Here is a 23,291-nt window from a genome sequence, read left to right as displayed (position 1 = left end):
TCCCCCTTTATTTACACTCTTATATACTGTTCTACATCTACAACAAATACCGTAGCTCCTCCTATTTTTACCTGCATAGGATATGGAATATAGCTTTCTCCCGGCATAGACATCGTCAATAAAGAAGTGGTAATTTCTCTGGTCTTACAACTGTATTCGATAACTTTCAATACTTCTTGTGTCTTCTCGTTTTCTACTCCAATCAGAAGCGTGGTATTTCCCGATTTTAAAAATCCTCCCGTTGAAGACAACTTTGTAACCCTAAAATTTTTTTCAGTTAATTCATCTATAAGAGTAACAACATCCTGATCCTGAACTATGGCAATTATTAACTTCACTTTGTAATTCCCCCTCCTTTAAGAATATTTTTCATGCTCTCCTTGACTTCATAAAAAACTTCCTCCAATGTACTTGTAGCATCTATCACTTTAACATTTTTAGGGTATATCTTTAAAAGTTTCAGATACCCTTCATAAACCTTTTGGTGAAAGTTTTCTCCTTCTTTTTCCAGCCTATCCCCTCCATGTCTTATGGTTTTTCTTTTAAGAGAATACCTGGGATTTACATTGAAAAATAAAATTAAATCCGGCTCTATTCCCATTGTTGCAAAATCATTTATCTTTTTCACTTCATCTATTCCTAAATCTCTTCCAATTCCCTGATATGCAAGACTGGATAAAACAAACCTTTCACAAATAACTACCTTTCCTTCCTTTAATGCTGGAAGTATCTTCTCCGAAACATGCTGACTTCTGGCTGCCGCATAAAGAAGAGCTTCTGTTTGAGGAGACATTGAGTTGTTTTTTTTATCCAATATAATTTTTCTTATATCTTCTCCTATATTGGTTCCTCCTGGTTCTCTGGTTGTTATAAATTCTACATTTTTTTCTTTAAGCCATGTTGACAATAGTTTGATAACCGTACTCTTACCCGAACCATCAGGTCCTTCCAAAGTTATGAATAATCCCCTCATATTAAGTCTTCCTTTCTATTTAATTGTTCGTATCTTTTCTATATTATAATCTAATAACCCGATTATTTCCACTGAATTTTCTTTTAAAAATCTAATTTTTTCGTAGATTTCCGGTGTTATCTCTTCCCCAGGACATATCAAGGGGACACCCGGGGGATACGGTACTACAAATTCTCCTGAAATTTTTCCCACTGCATCTTTTAATTTACATTCCTCTTTATTCCCATAAAAGGCTTCCCAGGGACTAAGAATTTGATTAACAGGTGGGAAATCTACAGATAAGGTCGGAATATTCTTGTCAATTTTTTTTATATTTGTCAATGCAGATATTAATTTTTCAAAATCCTCCCTATCATTCATTAACGTAGTTAAAATCAGTCCATAATAATAATCAGCCATTTCCAATTGTATATTATATTTTTTGTTCAGTACTCTTTGGAGCTCCGTTCCCTTCATTCCGTTAATTCTTAAAATAATCTTTGTCTTATCAAAATCCCATATCGTATCATCTTCAGCATCCCCTTCGAAAACAAATACATTATTCATATGTCGTATCCTATTTAAAGTATAGTCAATATTTTCAAAAAGAGAGTTCAGTTTTTCCTCTCCCTTTGTCTCCATATATTCTCTTGCTATATCCAAAGAAGCCATAAATATATAAGAAGGACTTGTGGTTTGATACAAGGAGGACATGGTTTTTAATTTATCTATATTTACCCTGTCTGTTCCTACATGAATCATGGAAGTTTGAGTAAAACTTGGAAGAGTCTTATGAGTACTTTGAACTACAATATCCGCTCCCGCCTCCAAAGATGATATGGGAAGATGGGGAGAAAAAACGAAATGACTTCCATGGGCTTCATCCACTATCAAGATCTTGTTATATTTATGGACTATTCTTGAAATCTCTTCAACGTTTGAACATATCCCATAATAAGTAGGGTATGTGACAACTACTGCCTTTATATCGGAATCCTTACTTAATATTAATTCTATATCTTCCGGATTTATTCCTGTTATTAAGTTATATTTTTTATTATAATGAGGATAAATATATTCGGGAATAAGTCTGTTAAGTATTATTCCATTATATACGGATTTATGGCAGTTCCTTTGAATCAAAATCTTATCCCCAGGATCGGTCGCTGCTGCTAATGCTATATATATTCCTCCCGTAGTTCCGTTCACGGAAAAGAAAGTTTCTTTAGAATGGAATGCTTTTGCCGATAGTCTCTGACTTTCCTCTATTATACCGGTAGGATTATGCAGGTTATCCATTCCTTCAATTTCGGTTACATCTATATATGGAATATATTTTCCCCAATCTATGAGAGTATTTTTCCCTTTATGTCCGGGCATATGAAAAGATACTCCTTTTTTATCCATATATTCTGTCAGTGCATTAAATATGGGAGTATTCATAAGACATCTCCTTCTTTATACATTACCTAAATAAACATATTTTAGGTACTTATCTGCTTGTTCTTTCAGCTCCGTCAATATATCCAAAGATGTAGGGGGATTGTTCATCTTATATGCGGGGAAATACCTTGTAATATGAAGAGGAATATTCTTATCAATCTGAGAAATCCAATAAGCCATACTCCCAATTTTTTCAGGAGAATCATTTTCTCCTTCAACAATAAGAGTAGTTATTTCCACATGAGACTTTTCTGCGGACATTTTAATTGTTTCAAGTATCGGTCCTATATTCCCTCCGCATAGTTCTCTATAGTATTCGTCATCGTAGGATTTCAGGTCTATATTTAATGCATCTATAAACGGAAGAAGTTCTTTCAAGGGTTCTTGCTCAATATACCCGTTAGTTACCAATACGTTCTTTAACCCTATTTCCCTTATCTTCTTTGCTATATGGAAAACATATTCGTACCATATTGTAGGCTCATTATAAGTATAGGCAATTCCTATGGAATTTTCTCCTGCAAGAGCCAAAATATCCTTATCCGGAATTTCTATCGTAGGGGGAAGCTGTTGAGAAATCTGCCAGTTCTGACAAAATCGACATTTTAAATTGCATCCGAAGCTTCCTATGGAAAATATCCTTGTATTGGGATAAAAATTGCGTAATGGTTTCTTTTCAATAGGATCATAGGCATAGGACGATATTTTCCCATAATTTATTGTATTTAAAATCCCGTTTTTATTTTTCCTGACTCCGCATATCCCCGAATATCCGTCTTTTATTGTACATCGGTGAGGGCACAAAAAACATTTAACTCTGCCGTTATTCATTTTTTCATAATACATGGCTTCCTTAAAATCACGCATATATTTCATCTCCCACAACAAACTTCTTTCTACCTCTAACAATCTTAATTTTTCATCCCCTAAAAATGCCTTACTACTTGGAATCTCTCAAGAGTACAGCCTTTGATATCTTTTATGCCGGCTTTTTGCATAGCAATATTAACTTGATCTTCCGGAGTATCCACTCCTTCAATATCGGGCAGCAGCAATCCCATTTTAAACCCTTTGGATACTATTACTCCGTATTCTTTTATATCCAGTTCATCAATCGATTTTATAATCTCTGCTTTCCCGAGAACATCTACCGAATATACAATATCCTTTAATTCATCTTTACGAACAGGATTAAATCTGGGATCTTTTGTTCCCGCACTTACAGCATTCCTTATTATTTCTCCCGCTATTGAACTTTCTTCCGGATCTATGGTCCCTATGCATCCTCTGAGAAGATTATCCTTTTTAATCGTTACAAATACTCCTGCTCTTTCATTCAATAATTCTTTTGAAAGATCCTTCGGAATTTTCATGGTCTCTCCCGTTGATACGTAATATTCCAAACTCTGCCTTGCAAGTTTTACATAAGAGTCTTCCTTTGCTCTTATATCTTCAATTCTATCCTGTTGTTTTTTCAATATCTTTTCATATGTGGAGCCTTCGCCTTTCTCCCCTTCCACGGACCCTTTCATAGTACAGTATCCCACTCCGAAAGGCCCTTCATAGGATACAACTTCTGTCTTTAATTTTAAACCGTCCAAAAATCCTGACAGAACAATTAAACTTCTTAATGCACATTCTCCCGCTTTTTCTCCGAAATTTAAATCATAGGAAGCAATATCTTCAAAATTACCTTCTTTCAAAAATTCAACTATTTCTCTGTCAAATATCTTCCCTTCAGGGGCATAGTTATATGGTCCTTCGTCGGAAAGCCTGTGAGATAGATCCCCACTTGCTATAAACACTATATCTTCATTGGATTCCAATACTGCTTCTTTAATAAGAATTCCGAATTTATATAATTTTAAAGGAGAAATAAGCCCATATGTTATATGGACCAGCTTATAGTCCGAATATTTTTTATTAACAAAGTATAACGGGATTAATGTACCATGGTCAATATTTGGATCTACGTTATAAAGGGATCCAAACCTTTCATCTATTTTAGCCGTGGGTATTCCTTCCTTTTGAGCTTTTCCCACTATTTTGTCAACTAAATCCAGATTATTTTCAAAGTTAAATTCCAGATTATTATTTCCGAATTTTTTCAGATCCCCTTTAAGGTTCTTTTCTGTTGAAATAGAAACTGCGTTAGAAAACATGGGACCGTGAGGTGTTATTATAATAATAGTCTGAGGTTTTTTCTTTTCAATATCCTCCGACAGCTTCTCGACCCCCGTTATGGTTTGTTGAGCTTTAAGTCTCTCCTCTCCTCCTATTTCTTCAATAACAACGGGAGGATGAGGAAACAAATAAAATCCTAATATTCTACCCATTTTGTCCACTCCCTTTTAAATTTCTTTTTTAAAAAAATAAGCACCTAAAAAGGTACTTATTTCATTTTCATATATAAGTCGTTTCTCTGCAACCCATGAAATTTTTTAATATTGGTTTTTTTCTTATCTCTTTGAGAATAATAGTCCTTTATTAAATCTGTAAGAATATAGAATTCAAAAATAAATACAGGTATTATCACTAGTATAAGAAGTATAATCTTAGTCATCAATACCAACTCCCACCACAGGTATTTTGATATCCAACATTTTATTAAATTATACAACATTATACCAAGAATTAACACCTTTTTCTACATATTTTTTTATTCTTTTTCGTCCTCCGCTGTTTCTTCCGGAGTTTCTTCAGTAGTTTCTGCAGGTTCTTCTTCAGTATATCTTGAAGGTTCTACCAAAATGGCTACTGCATCATTTTCATTTTTAAGTATTGTAATCTTCTCGTTTCCAAAAATATTTAAATTCTTAACTAAAAGAGGAGTTTTGAAATCAATATTCGATACGTCTCCTTCTATTACTTCAGGAATATCTCCAGGAAGACATTCAATTTCTATTTCATCCAATTGTTGAACTACCATAGAAGGTTGAATTTTTATATTATCTTTCCCAATTAAATTTATAGGTATGTTCATCTTGATCTTCTCTGTCATAACTAATTTCTGAAAATCCACATGAACAACTTTATTATTTATAACATCACTTTGAATTTCCTTAATTATAACCGGAACTGTTTCGCCGTCAAGGTCTAAGTTGAGCATAGAAGAACGCCCAAATTTTCTTAAAGTTTTATAAAACTCATTTTCTTTTATTTTCACATGGTAAGTATTCTGGTCTTTTCCATATATAACTCCTGGAATATATTCAGCTTTTCTAATTTTATTGACTTTATTTTTTCCTATTTCTTCTCTGGTTTCGACTTTCAATTTTTCGGTTACCATATATATAGTTCCTCCTATCCTTGGTTTTTTATTTACTAATAATGTTATATCAAAAAAATCATGTAAATGCAAATAATAAAATATGACTTCCCCATGAGTAATAAAAAAGGCTTCTATTGAGACCTTATAAATTAAGGAAGCCTTTTTTGAAACCCATTTCAGGTCAAATATAAATTAAGATAAATGGGATTTTCCATGGATTATAAAATATATTGAAGGATTATTAACAGTATAACTCCCGGAATTCCCAGAAATCCCGTCAATATTGCCGTCAAAGGATTTATGGTTATATTTATCCCTATAAATCCTCCTATTAAGTTTACAATCAAAAGAAGTATTCCACCCAGTACTCCATTTATAACAAGTCTGATTATCATTTTTATAGGTATTACAAGAAGCATACCTATAAGATAAAGAAGAATCAGCCCAATTCCGTAAGCAAGTATTACCCCAAAATCAATTCCCATAATATTATCCTCCCTACTATATATTAATATTATTATATAATAAAAAAGACTTTTATATGAAATAGAAATTAAGGAAGTCTTTTTTGAAACCCATTTAACGGGAAATCTATATTAAGGAAATCTTAATTTCCCTATGGGTTATAAAAAAGGCTTTTATATGAAGTAGAATTTTAAGGAAGCTTTTTTTGAAACCCACTTTACGGAAAATTTATATTGAGGAAGAACATGATTTACCTATGGGCTATAACGGATGATTTTCTTTTATCTTTTTTAAAAAATAGAAATATTTTATCTTGGAAGCTTCTATTTCGTATATAGCGTGATCTATCAAGTCCGGGTCCGTGACATCATTAAAATGAGATTCCTTGTCTTTCCATTCCCTATGAGCTGCTTTTAAATCTTCAATAAGTTCCTTTTTTTCATATTCTGCCGTATATTTTTCTTCAATAGGTTTAAAAGATAATACATTTGCCAACTTAATTATTCTTTTTCCTCTTTCTTTATAATCCATAATATCCCCCCGTTCCTTTATTAGTAATTATTAACAAAAGATCAAGGGGATATACATGGATAAAAAGGTCTGTTCTACGAATATATTGACTCTTTATTTACAGTCATTATCGCTTCCGATAGTACTTCCGACAAAGTGGGGTGAGCATGAATTGTATGAGAAAATTCACTGCATTTCATTTTCTTATATACCGCGATCATTCCTTCGTGAATTAAATCAGAGGCATGGGCTCCCATAATATGAACTCCGAGGATTGTATCGTCTTCCGAATCGGCTATTATCTTTATCAATCCTTCTTCTTCTCCCATAGCGAGAGCTTTGCCGTTCCCCCCGAACATAAATTTACTCGTTTTGTATTTTATCCCTTTGTCCTTAGCCTCTTTTTCTGTAATGCCCACAGAAGAAATCTCGGGGAAGACAAAAATACAACTTGGAATAGGAGGCAAAATTAAAGTGTCTTCATTTCCCATTATTCTTTCTGCCACCTGTATACCCTGATATGAACCTGAATGAGCAAGCATTGATATGCCGTTTACATCTCCCACGGCATATATTCCGGGAATATTGGTCATATATCTTTCATCCACTTTTATCCCTTTTTTATCAAAATTTATTCCCATTTCTTCAATATTTAATCTCCGAAGATTCGGTGTCCTCCCTGCTGCCAAAAGTACGTCTTCCGATTTAAATATTACTTCGCCGTCTTTATTTTCTCCGGTTATTATAAACTCTTTTTCATCTTTTTCAATTTTATTTATTTTAACCGACGTATGAATGTGAATCCCTCTTTTTTTGGCAAGTATTTTATATCTCTTAATTAAATCTTCATCTACTTGTTGTAATATTGCAGGCATAAATTCCGCAACCGTTACTTCCGAACCCATTTCATTAAATATATTGGCAAATTCCATTCCTATAACTCCGCCGCCTATTATAAATAAGCTTTTGCTAACCTTGTTAAAATCCAGTAAAGTTTTATTGTTGAAAATCTGAGGATTATTGCTCCCCTCTATGGGTAATCGGGCAGAGGTTGACCCTGTTGCTATTACTATATTTTTAGTCCGAATATTTCTTATTTCCCCATTATTTAATATAACTTCAACCGTATTTTTATCTTGTATTTTCCCTATCCCATAAAGTACTTCAACTTTATTTTTCTTCAATAATTGTAAAATGCCATTTCTGAGCTTATCTATCACATTATTTTTTCTTTCCTGAATTTTTTCTATATCTATGGAATATCCGTCCACATGTATCCCAAAATTCTCTATATTCTTTAAGGTTTTTAAAATCTCTGCATTTCTGTATAACACTTTTGTGGGAATACATCCCTCATTAAGGCATGTACCTCCAAGATTATTCTTTTCTATAAGCAGGGAAGTCCCCCCCATTTGAGCTGTTCTTATAGCTGCAGCATATCCTGCAGGTCCTCCTCCTATTACCACAACATCTTTTTCCATAATATTCATCACCTCCCAGTTTATATCCCTTTAACAATTGGCCTTCTTGCGGCTTTGACTTCATCAACTCTCTTAATTATCGTATTGTAAGGCGCATTTTTCAGGATCTCAGGATCTTTTTCAGCCTCATTGGCAATCTCAATCATGGCATCAATGAATTCATCTAACGTTTCCTTGCTTTCGGTCTCTGTCGGTTCAATCATTATACTCTCCTTAACAATAAGAGGAAAATATATGGTTGGAGGATGGTAACCGTAGTCTAACAATCTTTTGGCCACATCTAATGTAGTAACTCCGTTTCCATTTTTAAGTCCTCCCAAAACGAACTCATGCTTGCATAGATGATCAAAAGGAATATTATAATATCCTTTCAGTTTCGATTTTATATAATTGGAATTCAATACAGCCATTTTGCTTGCTTGTTTGAGACCTTCTCCTCCCATTGAAAGAATATAAGCATATGCCCTGACCATAACTCCAAAGTTGCCATAGAAGCACTTTACTTTTCCTATCGATTCCGGTCTGTTATAGTCCAAACGATATTTATTATTCTTTTTTTCTATTATCGGCACAGGAAGAAATTTAACCAAATCCTTTTTTACTCCTACAGGACCGCTCCCCGGTCCACCTCCGCCATGAGGGGTTGAAAAGGTCTTGTGAAGATTAAAATGAACTACGTCAAATCCCATATCTCCCGGTCTTGCCATACCCATCACAGCATTCATATTTGCTCCGTCATAATACAGAAGGCCTCCTGATTCATGAATCAGACGGGATATTTCTAATATATCATCTTCAAATAGGCCTAAGGTATTGGGATTAGTAAGCATAAGTCCTGCCGTTTCATCATTAATGACCTCTTTCAGCTTTGCTATATCTATTCTCCCTTCGGAATTTGATTCCACTTGTATTACATTAAATCCTACGGTTGCGGCGGATGCCGGATTAGTTCCATGAGCAGAATCGGGGATTATTATATTCCTTCTTTTGTAATCATTCCTATATTCATGGTATGATTTTATAATCATGAGTCCTGTAACTTCTCCGTGAGCGCCGGCAGCAGGCTGAAGTGTAACTTCTTCCATTCCCCCTATTTCGGCAAGTTTCTTCGATAAATCATACATAAGCTCCAAAGCTCCCTGAACCTTCTCCTCATTTTCATAGGGATGAATATTTGTAAATCCCGAAAGAGCTGCAACTTCTTCATTTACCTTAGGATTATATTTCATTGTACAAGAACCGAGAGGATAAAATCCCGTATCCACTCCATAGTTTTTATTTCCTAATTGGGTATAATGTCTGACTATATCTACTTCACTTACTTCCGGCAGATTAATTTCATTTTTGCTTAACAAATTCTCCGGAATTATATCATCTGCTTTTAGATGGGGAACATCATTTTCTGGAAGAGAATACCCTTTTCTGCCTTTCCTTGAAATTTCAAATATAAGTTTATTGTATTCCTTCATTTTACTTTATTCCCTCCAATGCATCAGCAAGAATATCTATTTCATCTTTTGTTCTCTTTTCCGTTACACATAAAAGAACGGAATTTTTATATTCAGGATATTCCCTTTCCAATTCATATCCTCCTATAATATTTTTCTTCAAAAGTTCTTCGTTTATTTTTGTTCCGTCATATTTACTCTTTAGGCAGAACTCCATGAAAAATGGTTTGTCGAACAGCAACTGAAATTTTCCCGTGTCAATTATCTTTTTTAAGGCATAATGAGATTTACTTATACACTGCAGAGCTACTTCTCTTAAGCCCTCCTTGCCCATTGCAGTCATATACACTGTTGCAGCTAAGGCATTTAATTGTTCGTTGGAGCATATATTTGAACTTGCCTTTTCTCTTCTTATATGCTGCTCCCTTGCCTGAAGAGTTAAGACAAAAGCTCTCTTTCCGTCTTTGTCTTCCGTCTGCCCTACAATTCTTCCCGGAAGTTTCCTCATGAATTTTGATTTTGTTGCCATAAATCCCAAATAGGGGCCTCCAAAATTCAGACTGTTTCCCAAACTTTGTCCATCCCCTATAGCAATATCCGCTCCCCATTCCCCAGGGGTTTTAAGAATTCCCAAAGATATGGGATCAACGCTCATAATCATTAATCCCTTGTTTCTATGAATTATATTTTCGATTTCGGAAAAATCTTCTATTATTCCGAAGAAATTAGGATTTTGAACTATAATTCCTGCTGTATTCTCATTTATAATTTTTTGGAGCTTTTCAATATCCGTAACTCCGTCTTTTAGGTCCGCTTCCACAACTTCAATTTGTCTGAATTTCATATAAGTCTTAAGTACTTTACGTACTTCGGGATGAACCGATTTGGAAACAACCACAGACTTCCTTCTTGTAATTTCGCAAGCCATAAATCCAGCTTCCTGAGCGGCCGTACCTACATCATACATTGAAGCATTGGCTGCGTCCATTCCGGTCAGGCTGCATATCATGCTCTGATATTCAAATACAGATTGAAGAGTTCCCTGACTTATTTCTGCCTGGTAAGGCGTATAGGCAGTATAAAATTCCGGCTTTGAAATTACATATTTCACTACTGACGGAATATAGTGATCATAAGCTCCCGCTCCAAGAAAACATACCATATCTTCGGTACTGATATTTTTTTTGGAAAGAGCTTTTAAACGATTTAAAACTTCCATTTCAGACATGGGAAAATTTATGTTGAGTCTTCTCTTTAATTTCACTTCTTCCGGTATATCGTCAAAAAGATCATCGACAGAGGATAACCCTATAGAATCTAACATAATTTTTTCATCTTCCGGGGTATTTGGTATATAGGGATACATCAATTAATCCTCCTTTTTGCAATGAATTTCATATTCCTCGGAATTCATTAAATCATTCAATTGGGATTCATCTTTAATTTCAATTAATACAAGCCAATTTTCATAGGGATCTTGATTTATAAGAGCGGGATCATCGGATAAAGCTTCATTTATATTTAATATTTTCCCACTTATGGGAATATAAATATCGGAAGCTGCCTTTACCGACTCCACTGCGCTGAAATTATCTCCAGCCTCAAATTCCTGACCTATTTCGGGCAGATCTACAAAGACTATATCTCCAAGGGCATGCTGCGCATAATCTGTAATCCCGATGTACGCTTCATTGCCTTGAGCCTTCACCCATTCATGATCTTTCGTATAAAGCAAATCTTTCAATACTTTCATTTTTCATTCCTCCCGATAATTTTTTGTATAAAATTTTCTGCTGATTACTGCTGCTTTTATAGGTTTATTTCTTATCATTACATCTATTTCCGTATTTAAATCAGTATAATCGGTATATATCATTGCAAGACCTATGCTTTTCTTTAAAGTAGGAGAAAAATATCCGGTCGTTACAAACCCTATATTTTTGTTGTTCTTTTTAACTTCATATCCCTTTCTGGGTATTCCTCTTCCTGTCATTTTAAATCCCACTATTTTTCTTTTAATTCCATCTTTTTTCTGCCTTAGCAGGGCATCTTTTCCTACAAAATCTTCTTTATTAGTTTTTACAAAAAAGCCGTACCCTGCCTCAATAGGGCTTATATCTTCGGAAAGTTCATTGCCGTAAAGAGGAAGGTTTGCTTCAAATCTCAAAGTATCTCTCGCACCGAGACCTGCCGGAAGAATACCATATTCTTTTCCCGCCTCAATTGTACTTTTCCAAATAGAAATTATACTTTCATTGCCGGAATATATTTCGAATCCGTCTTCACCTGTATAGCCGGTTCTTGAAATCATACACTTATTACCGCCTATATATGCATCCCTTTTGAATTTGAAAAATTTGAGTTCATTAAGATCAAAGCCGGCAATTTTCTGAAGCACGTCTTGGGCTTTAGGCCCCTGAACAGCAACTTGAGCTATCCCAGCCGAAACATTGCAAATATTAACATAAAAATGTTCCTTATTGCTGACCAGCCATTGAAAATCCTTGTCAATATTTCCCGCATTTACGACAAGCATGAAATAATCTTCCTCAAACTTATATACAAGAAGGTCATCAACCACTCCGCCATGAGGATTGCACATAAAGGTATATATGACATCATTATTCTGAAGCTTGGAAATATCATTTGTAACAATGTACTGCAAATAATTAAAGGCATCTTGCCCCTTTACAGTAATTTCCCCCATATGAGAAACATCAAAAATTCCTGCATCATTTCTTACTTTTTCATGTTCCTGGATTATTCCTTTATATTGCAAAGGAAGATTCCATCCCGCAAAATCAACCATTTCTCCATTAAGGTTCAGATGGCATTCATATAATGGGGTCTTCTTTAAATTTTCCAAATACATTCACCTCCAAATTTTAATAATAAAAAACAAAAAAATACAGAGATATAATGACACTACAATATAGGTGTCATTATATCTCTGTATTTTTACCTGAGAGTTGCAGCATCGTAAATGATGCACTTGCTCCTACGGTGATTTCCATCTTTCCAGAGATCCATCGGATAACAATCCCTTTGCCTGAAAGCTTCTATAGTCATTCGACAAAATCACTATATTTCTTCTTCGGCCATTCCAAATGAATATCTCTCATTATCCTCATCTGAACATATTTAATTATCCAAACCCATATTAGCACCTACTCAAAAATATTTCAACTAATTTTTTAAGAATTTTAATCTTTATTTTCACTTAATGGAATTTCTACATAAAAAGAAACCCCATCTTCTTCGTTTTCCGCCCAGATTTTGGAATCATGAAGAGTCACTATACGGTAAACAATTGCAAGCCCCAATCCGAATTGCCCTTTGTATCCCTTGTTGAATTTATCAAAGAGTCTTTCCATGATCTTATCTTCAATGGGATCTCCGTCGTTCCACATTTTCAGCAATGCTTTCTCCTTATCATCTTCTATCGATTTAGTCAAGAAAACAGATATCTTTGTATCAGAATATCTGATTTGATTATCCAACAAATTTTCTAACACCACAATCCACTGTTCTATATCACCCTTTATTTTTATAGGTTCCAATTTTACAAACCAATCCAATTCATTTCTACGCCACCTGAGCCTTTCTACAACTTCTTTTATCAATTCGTCTAATGAAAATATCTCTTTAGAAGTATTGTGCAAAGACAGATAATCCAATTTAGTCAAATAAAGGAGATTTCCTATTCTCTTTTCCAATCGTTCCGATTCGTTATCAATAACCTGAAGAGTACAATCCAAATTTCCTTTTGGATATATGCCGTCTCTTATGGCTTGGGAATAGCTTCTGATAACCATGACAGGAGTCTTTAACTCGTGAGATACATGTTGTAAAAATGACTGCTGGGATTCGTCCTGCTTAAGAAGCTGATTTCTTAACTGTTCTATGGAGTCTCCCAGTTCCCCTATCTCATCCTTTCGGTCAAGCTGAAATGACTCATCCCACTCATGATTTGCCAATTTTTTGACTCTTCTTTCCAATGCCACTAAGGGTTTGGACAAATATCTTGACAGAAAAATAGCTGGGATCCAACTTAAAAGAAGAATAAAAGTCATAACTACAACTAATCTTCTGAATAAGGTATGAACTAAATCATCTCTATAGGAGTCCCACATATAAGATACAAGGTACACATCATGGTCCCATATCTTGCCCCTTGAGATTACATAAAACATTTTTCTGTTGTTGATTTGTCCGCTGTATCTTTGGCTGCTGGCGTTTTGCGTTTCTATCTTTTCTCTTACTTCACTTAGAAAGTCTATAGAAATTGTGGGGGAAGTAATAAATATAGTATTATTGCCATATATCATAAAATGATTTACTGTTCGAATATTTGCTATTTGTTTCTTTTCAGAGAAACTGTCGGAACTAAAATCATCTTCGGAATAATCTCTGTCAATTCTATTAATTAATAAATCCTGAGCACTTTCTATAGTTTCATAAATTTCTTTAGTAAAAAAATCTCTTAAAGTCAACGGTAAAACAAAGACCAATAGTATTGATATACATAATGTAATCAAAGCAAATACCATCCAAATCTGTATTGATAAAGGATAATTTTTCATGAGTCCATCACCCTATATCCATATCCGTATATAGTTTCTACGTTTAAAAGAGGAAGCTTCTTCCTGAGTCTTCTTATTAAATCATCCACAGCTCTATCCGTTCCAAAATAATTTTCTCCCCAAACATAATTGAGTACCTGTTCTCTTGAAAGGGCTCTGTCTTTATTCTTAGCGAAAAATACCAAAAGATCAAATTCCTTTGAGGTTAATTCAATAACTTCATCGTTTAATTTTACTGTTCTACTGGACTCATCTATACTGTAAGGAGAAATATTCAAGTTTCTGCTGCCGCTTCCATATACTCTTTCTAGAAGATTCCGGGTACGAATAACCAATTCCCGGGGGAGAAAAGGTTTAGGCAAATAATCGTCACTTCCCAATTCCAAACCGACAACCCTATCTATATCCGCATCTCTTGCAGATATAAATATAACAGGAATATTTAAAGAAGCCTCCCTGATTTCCTGAAGAAGATGATATCCGTCTATATCCGGAAGCATGATATCCAATATCCATAAATCCGGCGGATTTGAAATAGCTTTTTGAGCGTCTTTACCAGTTAAGAAAGGACTTACTTCCCATCCTTCTTTTTTTAAATAAGTAGTTAAGACCAAATTTAAATTGCTGTCATCTTCTACTAAATATATTTTAAAAGACATATAAATCAATCTCCCTATGTTCAAAATTATATAATATTAAATATATTATAGCAAAAAGGTATGGAATTTCACCATACCTTTTTTGGGGTTTAACTAAAATAATATCAGAGGGGGAAAGGAGGTATTCTATTTAATTTGTATATTTTCTATTTTGAATCCGACGGAATGATCTTTTCCATTTGTTCTTTAAATTCTTCCTTGGTTATTTTTCCATTTTTTAGCTTTTCTCGTAATTCTTTAATCTCGGTTTTTACTTCTTCTGGTAATTCTTTCCCATTTTTAATTCTCATTTTGAATTTGAAGCCTTCCGGCATTATCTTTTCCATTTGTTTTTCAAATTCTTCTTCTGTTATCTCACCTTTTTTTAACTTTTCCCGTAATTCTTTAACTTGGGTCTTTACTTCTTCCGGTAATTCTTTTCTCTCTTTGAATTCAAATCCTTCCGGCAATATTTCTTTCAATTTTTCTTTAAATTCTTCTTCTGTTATCTCGCCACTCTTTAATTTTTCTCGTAATTCTTTAATTTGTGCCTTCGTTTCTGCCGGCAAGTCTTCTTTAATATCTGATCTTATCTTCTTAGAATCTTCTTCTTGTGTATTTTGTTCAATCTTGGTGTTAGAATATTCTTCCGTATCTGCGAATACTAATGTAGACATAGAAAGAACCAATGCAACAGTAATAATCGAAATTTTTTTCAACAATTTAATTAAGAACACTCCTTTCTTTATACATTTTTGAATACCTCCTTGTTTATAGTATCTGAAAAAAATATGTAATTATTATCAAGACTTTGTGGGAAATCTTGAAAAAATTTTTTTATAAAAAAATTCACTTTTACCATATTTCTTCGATATTTGTTTTTTACTATATATGTATAGAATACGAAAAATGAATAAGGAGGTAATTTAAATGGATGAGAACAAACCGGATATCATCTATTATTCTCAGGATAATAGTAAAAAACCAAAAAAGAAAAATTTTCTTTCCTACTTTATTGTAGCTATAGTTGCAGCTATTATTGGAGGAATCGTAACATCATATATAGCCCCAAATTATTTATATGGAAAAATACTTCCCGTACCTGCCATTTATACGCAGGGAAAAAACGGAACAAATACAGCACAAAAAATAAATATAACTCCAAATAGTAATGTCAGCAGCGTAACGGCCGTCGCAGAAAAAACAATAAGTTCTGTCGTAGGAATTACAACAGTAGAAATACAAAATGATATGTTTTGGCAGAGAGAAGTGGAAGGTGTCGGTTCAGGAATCATAGTAGACAGCAACGGTTATATTCTTACCAATTCTCATGTAATCGGAGACGGAAATGCTAAAAAAATAACCGTTTTGTTTGAAGACGGCACCAAAAAATCGGGCAAGGTATTATGGTACGATACTGCTTTGGACTTAGCAATAGTTAAAGTAGATGCCACAGGATTAAATGCCGCAGAGCTTGGAGATTCCAACAACCTTGAAATAGGACAATTAGCTGTTGCAATAGGAAATCCATTAGGTTTGGATTTTCAGAGAAGCGTTACGTCAGGTATAATCAGCGGTCTTCATAGAACAATTCAGGTAGATGAATATAACGTAATTGAAGATCTGATACAGACAGATGCGGCGATTAACTCTGGAAACAGCGGAGGTCCTCTGTTAAATGAAAAAGGGCAGGTAATAGGTATAAATACTGCAAAGATTCAAACAGCAGAGGGATTGGGATTTTCCATACCAATTAATGTGGCAAAACCTATAATCGAACAAGTAATAAAAGATGGATCCTATAAAATTGTCTACATGGGAATAACCGGAGTGGAAGTAGAAAAATATGAAGCTCAGTTAGGAGTAAATTTAAATGTAGACAAGGGTGTAATAATTTTAGAAATAGATCCCAGTTCTCCTGCAAAAAAAGCAGGGCTTGAAAACGGAGACGTGTTAACAAAAATCGACAATCAGGAAGTAGAAAATATGAGTCAGCTGAAAAAAATACTTTATAAATACAATAAAGGCGACAAGGCAAGTTTAAATATTATAAGAAATGGGAAAAGTATGAATGTAGATATAGTTTTCACCGTTTTAAAATAGAATATCTCAAAAAAATAAAGGCAGATTAAATTCTGCCTTTATTTTTTTGAGCTGTAAGCATATGCTAGCCCTTATTCAAAAGCATTTATATACATTTGTTTTATTTCACTTATTAGAGGATATCTCGGATTGGAGCCCGTACATTGGTCATCGAAAGCTCTTTCCGACATTTCATCCAAAGTACTGTAAAAATTCTCTTTGGATATCCCAAATTCACAGATAAATTTAGGAATCCCTATTTTTTTCTTTAATTCGTCTATTGCTTTAATTAAAAGTTCTACTTTTTCTTCTTCAGTATTTCCTCCCAATTTTAAATAATCCGATATCTGAGCATACTTAGACTTAGCATGTGGATATTTATACTGAGGAAATGATGCCTGTTTTCTTGGAGCATCTGAACTATTAAATTTTATTGTCTCATTTATCAGCAGTGCATTGGCAATACCGTGAGGCACATGATGCATTGAACCTAACTTGTGAGCCATAGAATGACATACACCTAAGAAAGCATTGGCAAAGGCCATTCCTGCAATAGTTGATGCATGAGCCATTTTTTCCCTCGCTTCCACATTAGAAGGCCCTTCATTATAAGCAATGGGAAGATACTTAAATATCAAATCAATAGCCTGCAAACATAATCCATCGGTATATTCCGTAGATAAAACAGAAACATAGGCTTCAATAGCATGAGTTAATGCATCTATTCCCGAAGCCGCCGTCAAACCTCTCGGCATATTCATCATGAGTTTTGTATCTATTACTGCCATGTCCGGAGTCAATTCATAGTCTGCAAGAGGATATTTTATGTCTGTTTCTTCATCAGTTATTACAGCAAAAGGAGTTACTTCCGATCCTGTTCCGGAAGATGTGGGTATTGCCACCATAGTTGCCTTTTCTCCCATGTGGGGAAACTTATATACTCTCTTCCTTATATCCATAAATCTCATGGCCAGATCTTCAAATTCTGCTTCCGGATGCTCATACAGAACCCACATAATCTTTGCCGCATCCATGGGAGAACCCCCTCCCAATGCTATTATCACATCCGGTTTAAAATCTTTCATTCTTTCAGCACCTTTTTTTGCTGTTTCCAATGTAGGATCAGGGTTAACATCATAAAATATGTCATAACTGATTCCGCATTCCTCCAAAGTTTTTGTAATCTCAGAGGTATATCCAAGGTTATAAATAACTTTATCAGTAACAATAAATGCTCTTTTTTTATTCATGTCCTTTAATTCTTTTAATGCTACGGGAAGGCAGCCATATTTAAAATAAATTTTTTCCGGAACTTTGAACCAAAGCATATTCTCTCTCCTTTCTGCAACAGTCTTAATATTAAGCAGGTGTTTTACACCAACATTTTCAGATACGGAATTTCCTCCCCAAGATCCACATCCTAAGGTCAATGAAGGGGTAAGTTTGAAATTATATATATCTCCTATGGCTCCGAGGGCAGAAGGCATATTAACTATGACTCTCCCCGTTTTCATCAGCAGCCCGAATTTTTCTATCCTATCCTTGGACTTTATGGGATCTGTATATAATGAAGAAGTATGTCCGAATCCTCCGTGTTCCACCAGTATTTCAGCCTTTGATACAGCATCTTCAAAATCTTCAGCCCTATACATTGCCAATACAGGGGAAAGTTTCTCATGGGCAAATGGTTCTTCTATTCCTACAGATTCTACTTCTCCTATAAGTACTTTGGATTCTTCTGGTACTGTTATCCCTGCCATATTGGCAATCTTATATGCCGACTGCCCAACTATATCTGCATTTACCTGTCCGTTTTTTAAGATTATATTTCTTGCCTTGTCAATTTCTTCCTTATTTAATATATAAGCTCCTCTTCTTTTAAATTCTTCTTTAACCTCATCATATATTTTACCGACTACTATTACAGATTGTTCCGATGCGCATACAACGCCGTTATCAAAAGTTTTTGACATAAGAATTGAGCTCACGGCCATTTTAATGTCAGCAGTTTCGTCAATAACCGCAGGAGCGTTCCCAGGTCCTACTCCAATTGCAGGTTTTCCTGATGAATAAGCAGCTTTAACCATTGCAGGTCCTCCCGTTGCAAGAACAAAATCAGCTTCCTTCATTAATAACTGGGAAAGTTCAATGGAAGGTTCATCTATCCAGCCTATAATTCCTTCAGGCGCTCCTGCCTTAACTGCTGCATCAAGAACTAACTTAGCCGCGGCTATAGTAGATTTTTTAGCTCTCGGATGGGGAGAAAAAATTATTCCGTTTCGAGTTTTTAGGGCAATCAATGCTTTAAATATCGTTGTTGAAGTAGGATTAGTTGTAGGTATTATAGCTGCAATGACCCCAAGAGGTTCTGCTATTTTTGCAGTACCGAAAAATTTATCTTCCTCTATTATCCCACAGGTTTTTTCGTTTTTGTAAGTATTATAAATATATTCCGAAGCATAGTGGTTTTTAATAACCTTATCTTCAACTACCCCCATTCCTGTTTCTTCTACAGCCATCTTTGCCAATTCAATTCTTTTATTATTGGCAGCTATGGAAGCTTTAAAAAATATTTCATCCACCTGTTCCTGAGTAAAACGCGAAAATTGTTTTTGAGCTTTTTTCACTTCTTTTAATTTTTGTAATAATTCTTCCTTATTTTTAACTTCCATCTCATTCACCTCAACAATAAATTTTAGTATTAGATTGTTAAATAACAAACTATAAATCGGAAAAAATATATCCATATATGGACCGAATAAGTCCCATATGCTATAAGATAATCTTTCCAGACTACATCTGAATACCTGATATTAAAGAATAAGTTTTTTTCAAAATACCTTCTAATACTTAAGGTTGCTTTCTAAAAAAATAATAAACATAATCCTTCTTAACCATAATACTTTGATAAATAATAAACTATTTCTTATTGTTAATTATATCACAATATTTATATTTGTAAACAAAAATATTTATATTTTTATAAAAAAAACTTCTATTAAAAATTAATAATAAGGAGGCCTTTTTGGAAATTCGCTTATGGTGAAATTATATTAAGGAAAAAATAGGATTTGCTGGTGTATTATATTACAAATCCTCCGTTAGGGCTTATTACCTGGCCTGTTATAAAATCCGCTTTATCGGATGCCAAAAACAAAGCACATTCTGCAATATCATCAGCCGTTCCCAGTCTCATAAGGGGCGTATCATATTTTAATTCTTCCAAATCCTTATCATTTAGCCCTTTTAACATATCGGTCTGTATTACTCCCGGAGCTATGGAATTAACCTGAATATTAGAAGGGCCGAGTTCTTTAGCTAATGCTTTTGTAAATCCTATAATTCCTGCCTTTACTGTGGAATAGTGAACCTCACATGATCCTCCTACCATTCCCCATATGGAAGAAATATTAATGATCTTTCCTTTTTTCTCGGATATCATATATTTAGCCACACTTTGAGTACAATTAAAAACTCCGGTTAAATTGATATCAATCATCCTCTTCCAATCATCCTGAGTAATATCTGTAAAAAGTATAGATTGAGCAACACCTGCATTATTAATGAGTAAATCTATGTTTCTGAATCTTTTTATACAAAATTCAACCATGGAATCCACCTGTTTTCTATCTGAAACATCGGCTCTGTAAGCATAAGCTATTATTCCTTTTGAATTCAATTGCTGGCACAGTTCTTCCGCTTCTTTTTTAGAATTATTGTAATTTATTAATAAGTTATATCCGTTTTCAGCAAAAGTTTTCGCCATCTGTTTTCCGATTCCTTTAGATGCTCCTGTTATAATTGCTGTTTTATTCACAATTATTCCCCTTTCTGTAATAGAAAATGTTCAAATACATAATATTATTTAATTTCTATAATGTCAAAGAAAAAAATAGGAAAAGAGTTCCGTGGATGACCTCTTTTCCTAAATAAGAACAGCACAAAAGAACCGTCCCCTTGTGTTAATCCAATATTATATCCTTCAATTTTCTTTTTGGAACATGGTGAACTTGATTTTCGTCCCTCCAATATTTAACATCATTAGGCTCCCTCAGCTCCTCGAGAACAACCTTTTCCTTCGGCTTTCCTAAAGCAATCACAAGCAATACTTCATATTCCTCAGGTATACGGAGATCTTTTCTCAATCCTTGTTTATCTGCCGAACCAAACATACAGCCTCCAAGCCCTCTTTCAGCTGCTCCCAAAAGTATGCTCTGACAAGCAATTCCATGATCCCAAAGTTGATTATTACTGATTTTATTATCCCTCAGCATTATAATATATGCCGAAGGTCTTTCCCCTTCTTCCGGCCCTTCCCAATCTTTAAAATATGCCGCCCATTTTAAATGGGAAAATACGATTTTATTCTTATCATCGTCACAGGAAATAATATACTTTAAAGACTGGAGGTTTCCTCCTGAAGATGATAATCTGGCCAAATCGATTAGTTCTTCAATAGTTTTTCTTTCAATTTTTTCATCCTGATAAAATCTCCTATAAGAACGATTTTTTAATATCAAATCACGAATCATTTTTAACCCTCCCCTTTAATTTTATTCAAATTCATTTTAACTATAGTATGTCATACCTAACAACATTCTTCAATAAATAATATAAAAATTAAAGCAGTAAGCTTTTCCACATAAAACCTACTGCTCTTATTGCAATATTATTAAGAAACAGAAAATTAATTTATAATTTACTGTAAACTTCTCCTCGAGATGCAATTTGAATAATATTTATGATTAAATTTTTTTCATCTTTGCTAAATATAATTCTATATTTACCAACTCTCAATCTGTAATCTTCCATATTCCCATGCAATTTTTTAACATCTCCAAATGGAAGCTGATTTATAGATTTAATTATCCTTAACTGTGTATTTTTATCTAATTTTTTTAGATACTTGAGACAATTTTTCTCATATTTAATATTATATCTCATTTTTATTAACCTTTAATTCTTTTAAAATGTCATCTTGATCGATAAATTCACCTTTTAATTTAATCTTCTCTAACTGAAGACGTTCTTCTTCAGTTATATATTCATGCTCCTGTTCGTTTATTTCATTCCATTTATCCTGAGTCTCTTTAAATTTTAGAAATTCAGCCATGTCAATAATGGTTTTAATATTCTCCGGCCTCAATTCGTCTTTTAATATTTGTTCAATTTTTTTTTCAAGGGTCATGCCTTTTTCCCTCCCTTTTTAGTAATATTTTTCTAAAAAATATTACTAAAAAAATTATTCATAATTTATATATATTATAGCACAAAATATTTCATTTAAACTATCGGAATTCTATCCTTTCTGAAAAGAAGATATACTTTTAAAATTTACACTATAATATTTAACTACTATAAATAGTTTATTTCAGTATTTCCTTTATTACTCTTTCAAAATTTTTATGGGTAATCTTCTCTATCTGTTCTTGACCATATCCCCTATCTGATAATATCTTAATCAGTTGGGGTATCTTTGATGCATCTTCGATTCCCTTTGCCATTGTAGTTTCACTTTCTTGAAAACTATTGGTGGTATCTCCAGATAAGAAGTCACAAAAATCAAATCCGAATCCGACATAATCTATTCCTACCAAATTTACTATATAATCTATATGATCTGCCAATCTTTCTACCGTCGGATTTTTTTTATCTATAAAGTCCGGCCATGAATTCATTCCTATAACTCCATTACGTTCCGCAATAGCTTTTATCTGGTCATCTTTTAAGTTTCTTTTGGATTGGCATAAATTATAAACATTAGAATGAGAAGCGATAAAAGGTTTTCGTGTATGATTACATATATCCCAAAAAGTTTTCTCATTTCCATGGGATACATCAATTATCATTCCCAGTTCCTCCATCTTATGAAGTGCTTTAATTCCCAATTGGGTTATGCCCCTTTCAGGATTTCCGTTGCTTCCGGTAGCAAACTCATTTTCTTCATTCCAAGTAAGCATCCCGTGTCTTATTCCAAATTCATATAACATTGTTATTAAACTTGTATTTCCTCTAAGCCCGCTCATTCCTTCTATTCCAAGAATTATCGCAAATTTTCCTTGGTCTTGTATCCTCTTCATATCTTCATAATTATGGGCGATCTCTGCATAATCCTTCATATCTTTAATTTCCTCGGACAGTGCTCCTAAAATCTCCAGCATTCTCCAAGCGGGATTTTCGTCCGTATAAGGAGGATCTACCCAAACTACAAATATGCTTCCGTTCACTTCCCCTTTTTTTAATCTTTCAAGATGATGATTTCTAAAAACATTTTTTTCACCATTAAGCCTTTTAATAGCTACATCTGTTAGAATATCCGAATGTCCGTCAAATACCATAATATTACCTCCTAATTTTAATATTATATATTTAATATCAAAAATTTTTAAATCAGTTATATACTATTAATTTTTAATAA

The 23,291-nt window shown here is 33.8% G+C and carries 24 protein-coding genes and 2 riboswitches; of the genes, 1 reads left to right on the top strand and 23 read right to left on the bottom strand.

The annotated features are described in order from the left end of the window. Positions 1-11: 11 nt before the first annotated feature. The 17 genes from EQM13_RS02550 to EQM13_RS02475 form a co-directional block, all read right to left on the bottom strand. A complete protein-coding gene (locus tag EQM13_RS02550) occupies positions 12-338 on the bottom strand; it encodes a cyclic-di-AMP receptor (RefSeq protein ID WP_071139486.1) in 327 nt (108 codons plus the stop codon). After that, positions 335-973, bottom strand: a complete 639-nt coding sequence (gene tmk / locus EQM13_RS02545; protein WP_071139485.1) for a dTMP kinase — start codon at positions 971-973, stop codon at positions 335-337. The genes EQM13_RS02550 and tmk overlap by 4 nt, the downstream gene beginning before the upstream one ends. Positions 974-988: 15 nt before the next feature. Beyond that, positions 989-2,395, bottom strand: a complete 1,407-nt coding sequence (locus EQM13_RS02540; protein ID WP_071139484.1) for an aminotransferase class I/II-fold pyridoxal phosphate-dependent enzyme — start codon at positions 2,393-2,395, stop codon at positions 989-991. Between the two features lie 15 nt (positions 2,396-2,410). Further along, positions 2,411-3,262 carry an AmmeMemoRadiSam system radical SAM enzyme gene (amrS, locus tag EQM13_RS02535; protein WP_071139483.1) on the bottom strand — a complete coding sequence of 284 codons (852 nt, stop codon included), beginning with the start codon at positions 3,260-3,262 and terminating at the stop codon, positions 2,411-2,413. A gap of 59 nt (positions 3,263-3,321) precedes the next feature. Beyond that, positions 3,322-4,731 carry an AmmeMemoRadiSam system protein A gene (amrA, locus tag EQM13_RS02530; protein WP_128751870.1) on the bottom strand — a complete coding sequence of 470 codons (1,410 nt, stop codon included), beginning with the start codon at positions 4,729-4,731 and terminating at the stop codon, positions 3,322-3,324. A 56-nt stretch (positions 4,732-4,787) separates the two neighbouring features. Further along, positions 4,788-4,958 carry a hypothetical protein gene (locus EQM13_RS18140; RefSeq protein WP_159429039.1) on the bottom strand — a complete coding sequence of 57 codons (171 nt, stop codon included), beginning with the start codon at positions 4,956-4,958 and terminating at the stop codon, positions 4,788-4,790. A 96-nt stretch (positions 4,959-5,054) separates the two neighbouring features. Beyond that, on the bottom strand, positions 5,055-5,684 hold the full coding sequence (locus EQM13_RS02525; RefSeq protein ID WP_071139481.1) for a 50S ribosomal protein L25: 630 nt from the start codon (positions 5,682-5,684) through the stop codon (positions 5,055-5,057). Positions 5,685-5,884: 200 nt separating this feature from the next. Continuing rightward, positions 5,885-6,151, bottom strand: a complete 267-nt coding sequence (locus tag EQM13_RS02520; protein WP_071139480.1) for a pro-sigmaK processing inhibitor BofA family protein — start codon at positions 6,149-6,151, stop codon at positions 5,885-5,887. Between the two features lie 241 nt (positions 6,152-6,392). After that, complete coding sequence (locus EQM13_RS02515) at positions 6,393-6,662, bottom strand: DUF2508 family protein (protein ID WP_083381811.1); 270 nt, start codon at positions 6,660-6,662, stop codon at positions 6,393-6,395. A 74-nt stretch (positions 6,663-6,736) separates the two neighbouring features. After that, on the bottom strand, positions 6,737-8,122 hold the full coding sequence (gene lpdA / locus EQM13_RS02510) for a dihydrolipoyl dehydrogenase (protein ID WP_083381810.1): 1,386 nt from the start codon (positions 8,120-8,122) through the stop codon (positions 6,737-6,739). 20 nt (positions 8,123-8,142) lie between these two features. Then, positions 8,143-9,591, bottom strand: a complete 1,449-nt coding sequence (gcvPB, locus tag EQM13_RS02505; protein ID WP_128751869.1) for an aminomethyl-transferring glycine dehydrogenase subunit GcvPB — start codon at positions 9,589-9,591, stop codon at positions 8,143-8,145. A 1-nt stretch (position 9,592) separates the two neighbouring features. Continuing rightward, positions 9,593-10,936 carry an aminomethyl-transferring glycine dehydrogenase subunit GcvPA gene (gcvPA, locus tag EQM13_RS02500; RefSeq protein ID WP_128751868.1) on the bottom strand — a complete coding sequence of 448 codons (1,344 nt, stop codon included), beginning with the start codon at positions 10,934-10,936 and terminating at the stop codon, positions 9,593-9,595. Positions 10,937-10,939: 3 nt separating this feature from the next. Further along, positions 10,940-11,323 carry a glycine cleavage system protein GcvH gene (gene gcvH / locus EQM13_RS02495; protein WP_128751867.1) on the bottom strand — a complete coding sequence of 128 codons (384 nt, stop codon included), beginning with the start codon at positions 11,321-11,323 and terminating at the stop codon, positions 10,940-10,942. Positions 11,324-11,326: 3 nt separating this feature from the next. Further along, positions 11,327-12,436 (bottom strand): glycine cleavage system aminomethyltransferase GcvT, encoded by a 1,110-nt coding sequence (gcvT, locus tag EQM13_RS02490; protein WP_128751866.1) that lies wholly within the window; start codon positions 12,434-12,436, stop codon positions 11,327-11,329. Between the two features lie 80 nt (positions 12,437-12,516). Then, positions 12,517-12,596, bottom strand: a riboswitch (glycine riboswitch). Between the two features lies 1 nt (position 12,597). Beyond that, positions 12,598-12,701, bottom strand: a riboswitch (glycine riboswitch). A 72-nt stretch (positions 12,702-12,773) separates the two neighbouring features. Then, positions 12,774-14,153, bottom strand: a complete 1,380-nt coding sequence (locus EQM13_RS02485) for a sensor histidine kinase (RefSeq protein WP_128751865.1) — start codon at positions 14,151-14,153, stop codon at positions 12,774-12,776. Beyond that, entirely contained in the window at positions 14,150-14,812 is a 663-nt protein-coding gene (locus EQM13_RS02480) for a response regulator transcription factor (protein WP_114218339.1), read from the bottom strand. Before EQM13_RS02480 ends, EQM13_RS02485 begins: the two co-directional genes overlap by 4 nt. A gap of 146 nt (positions 14,813-14,958) precedes the next feature. Beyond that, positions 14,959-15,510 (bottom strand): SHOCT domain-containing protein, encoded by a 552-nt coding sequence (locus EQM13_RS02475; protein ID WP_161567157.1) that lies wholly within the window; start codon positions 15,508-15,510, stop codon positions 14,959-14,961. A 211-nt stretch (positions 15,511-15,721) separates the two neighbouring features. On the opposite strand from EQM13_RS02475, the gene htrA reads away from it, so the two are divergent. Continuing rightward, positions 15,722-16,894 carry a serine protease HtrA gene (gene htrA / locus EQM13_RS02470; protein WP_114218341.1) on the top strand — a complete coding sequence of 391 codons (1,173 nt, stop codon included), beginning with the start codon at positions 15,722-15,724 and terminating at the stop codon, positions 16,892-16,894. Between the two features lie 71 nt (positions 16,895-16,965). On the opposite strand, the gene adhE is transcribed toward htrA, so the two are convergent. From adhE to EQM13_RS02440, 6 genes are all read right to left on the bottom strand, one after another. Beyond that, on the bottom strand, positions 16,966-19,545 hold the full coding sequence (gene adhE, locus EQM13_RS02465) for a bifunctional acetaldehyde-CoA/alcohol dehydrogenase (protein WP_128751863.1): 2,580 nt from the start codon (positions 19,543-19,545) through the stop codon (positions 16,966-16,968). Between the two features lie 410 nt (positions 19,546-19,955). Then, complete coding sequence (gene ymfI / locus EQM13_RS02460) at positions 19,956-20,690, bottom strand: elongation factor P 5-aminopentanone reductase (RefSeq protein ID WP_240662986.1); 735 nt, start codon at positions 20,688-20,690, stop codon at positions 19,956-19,958. Positions 20,691-20,835: 145 nt separating this feature from the next. Then, the gene (locus EQM13_RS02455) at positions 20,836-21,405 is read right to left on the bottom strand and encodes a nitroreductase family protein (protein ID WP_128751861.1); all 570 of its coding nucleotides are present in this window, start codon (positions 21,403-21,405) and stop codon (positions 20,836-20,838) included. Between the two features lie 160 nt (positions 21,406-21,565). Beyond that, the gene (locus tag EQM13_RS02450) at positions 21,566-21,817 is read right to left on the bottom strand and encodes a type II toxin-antitoxin system RelE family toxin (RefSeq protein ID WP_083381842.1); all 252 of its coding nucleotides are present in this window, start codon (positions 21,815-21,817) and stop codon (positions 21,566-21,568) included. Then, entirely contained in the window at positions 21,807-22,061 is a 255-nt protein-coding gene (locus tag EQM13_RS02445; protein WP_071139789.1) for a hypothetical protein, read from the bottom strand. Before EQM13_RS02445 ends, EQM13_RS02450 begins: the two co-directional genes overlap by 11 nt. Before the next feature lie 178 nt (positions 22,062-22,239). Next, complete coding sequence (locus EQM13_RS02440; RefSeq protein ID WP_071139790.1) at positions 22,240-23,211, bottom strand: dipeptidase; 972 nt, start codon at positions 23,209-23,211, stop codon at positions 22,240-22,242. Positions 23,212-23,291 lie beyond the last annotated feature (80 nt).

This window comes from Acidilutibacter cellobiosedens, from assembly GCF_004103715.1.
GTDB classification, from domain to species: domain Bacteria; phylum Bacillota; class Clostridia; order Tissierellales; family Acidilutibacteraceae; genus Acidilutibacter; species Acidilutibacter cellobiosedens.
Note: the sequence above shows the minus strand (reverse complement) of the source record. Positions and strands in the feature narration are given on the sequence as shown.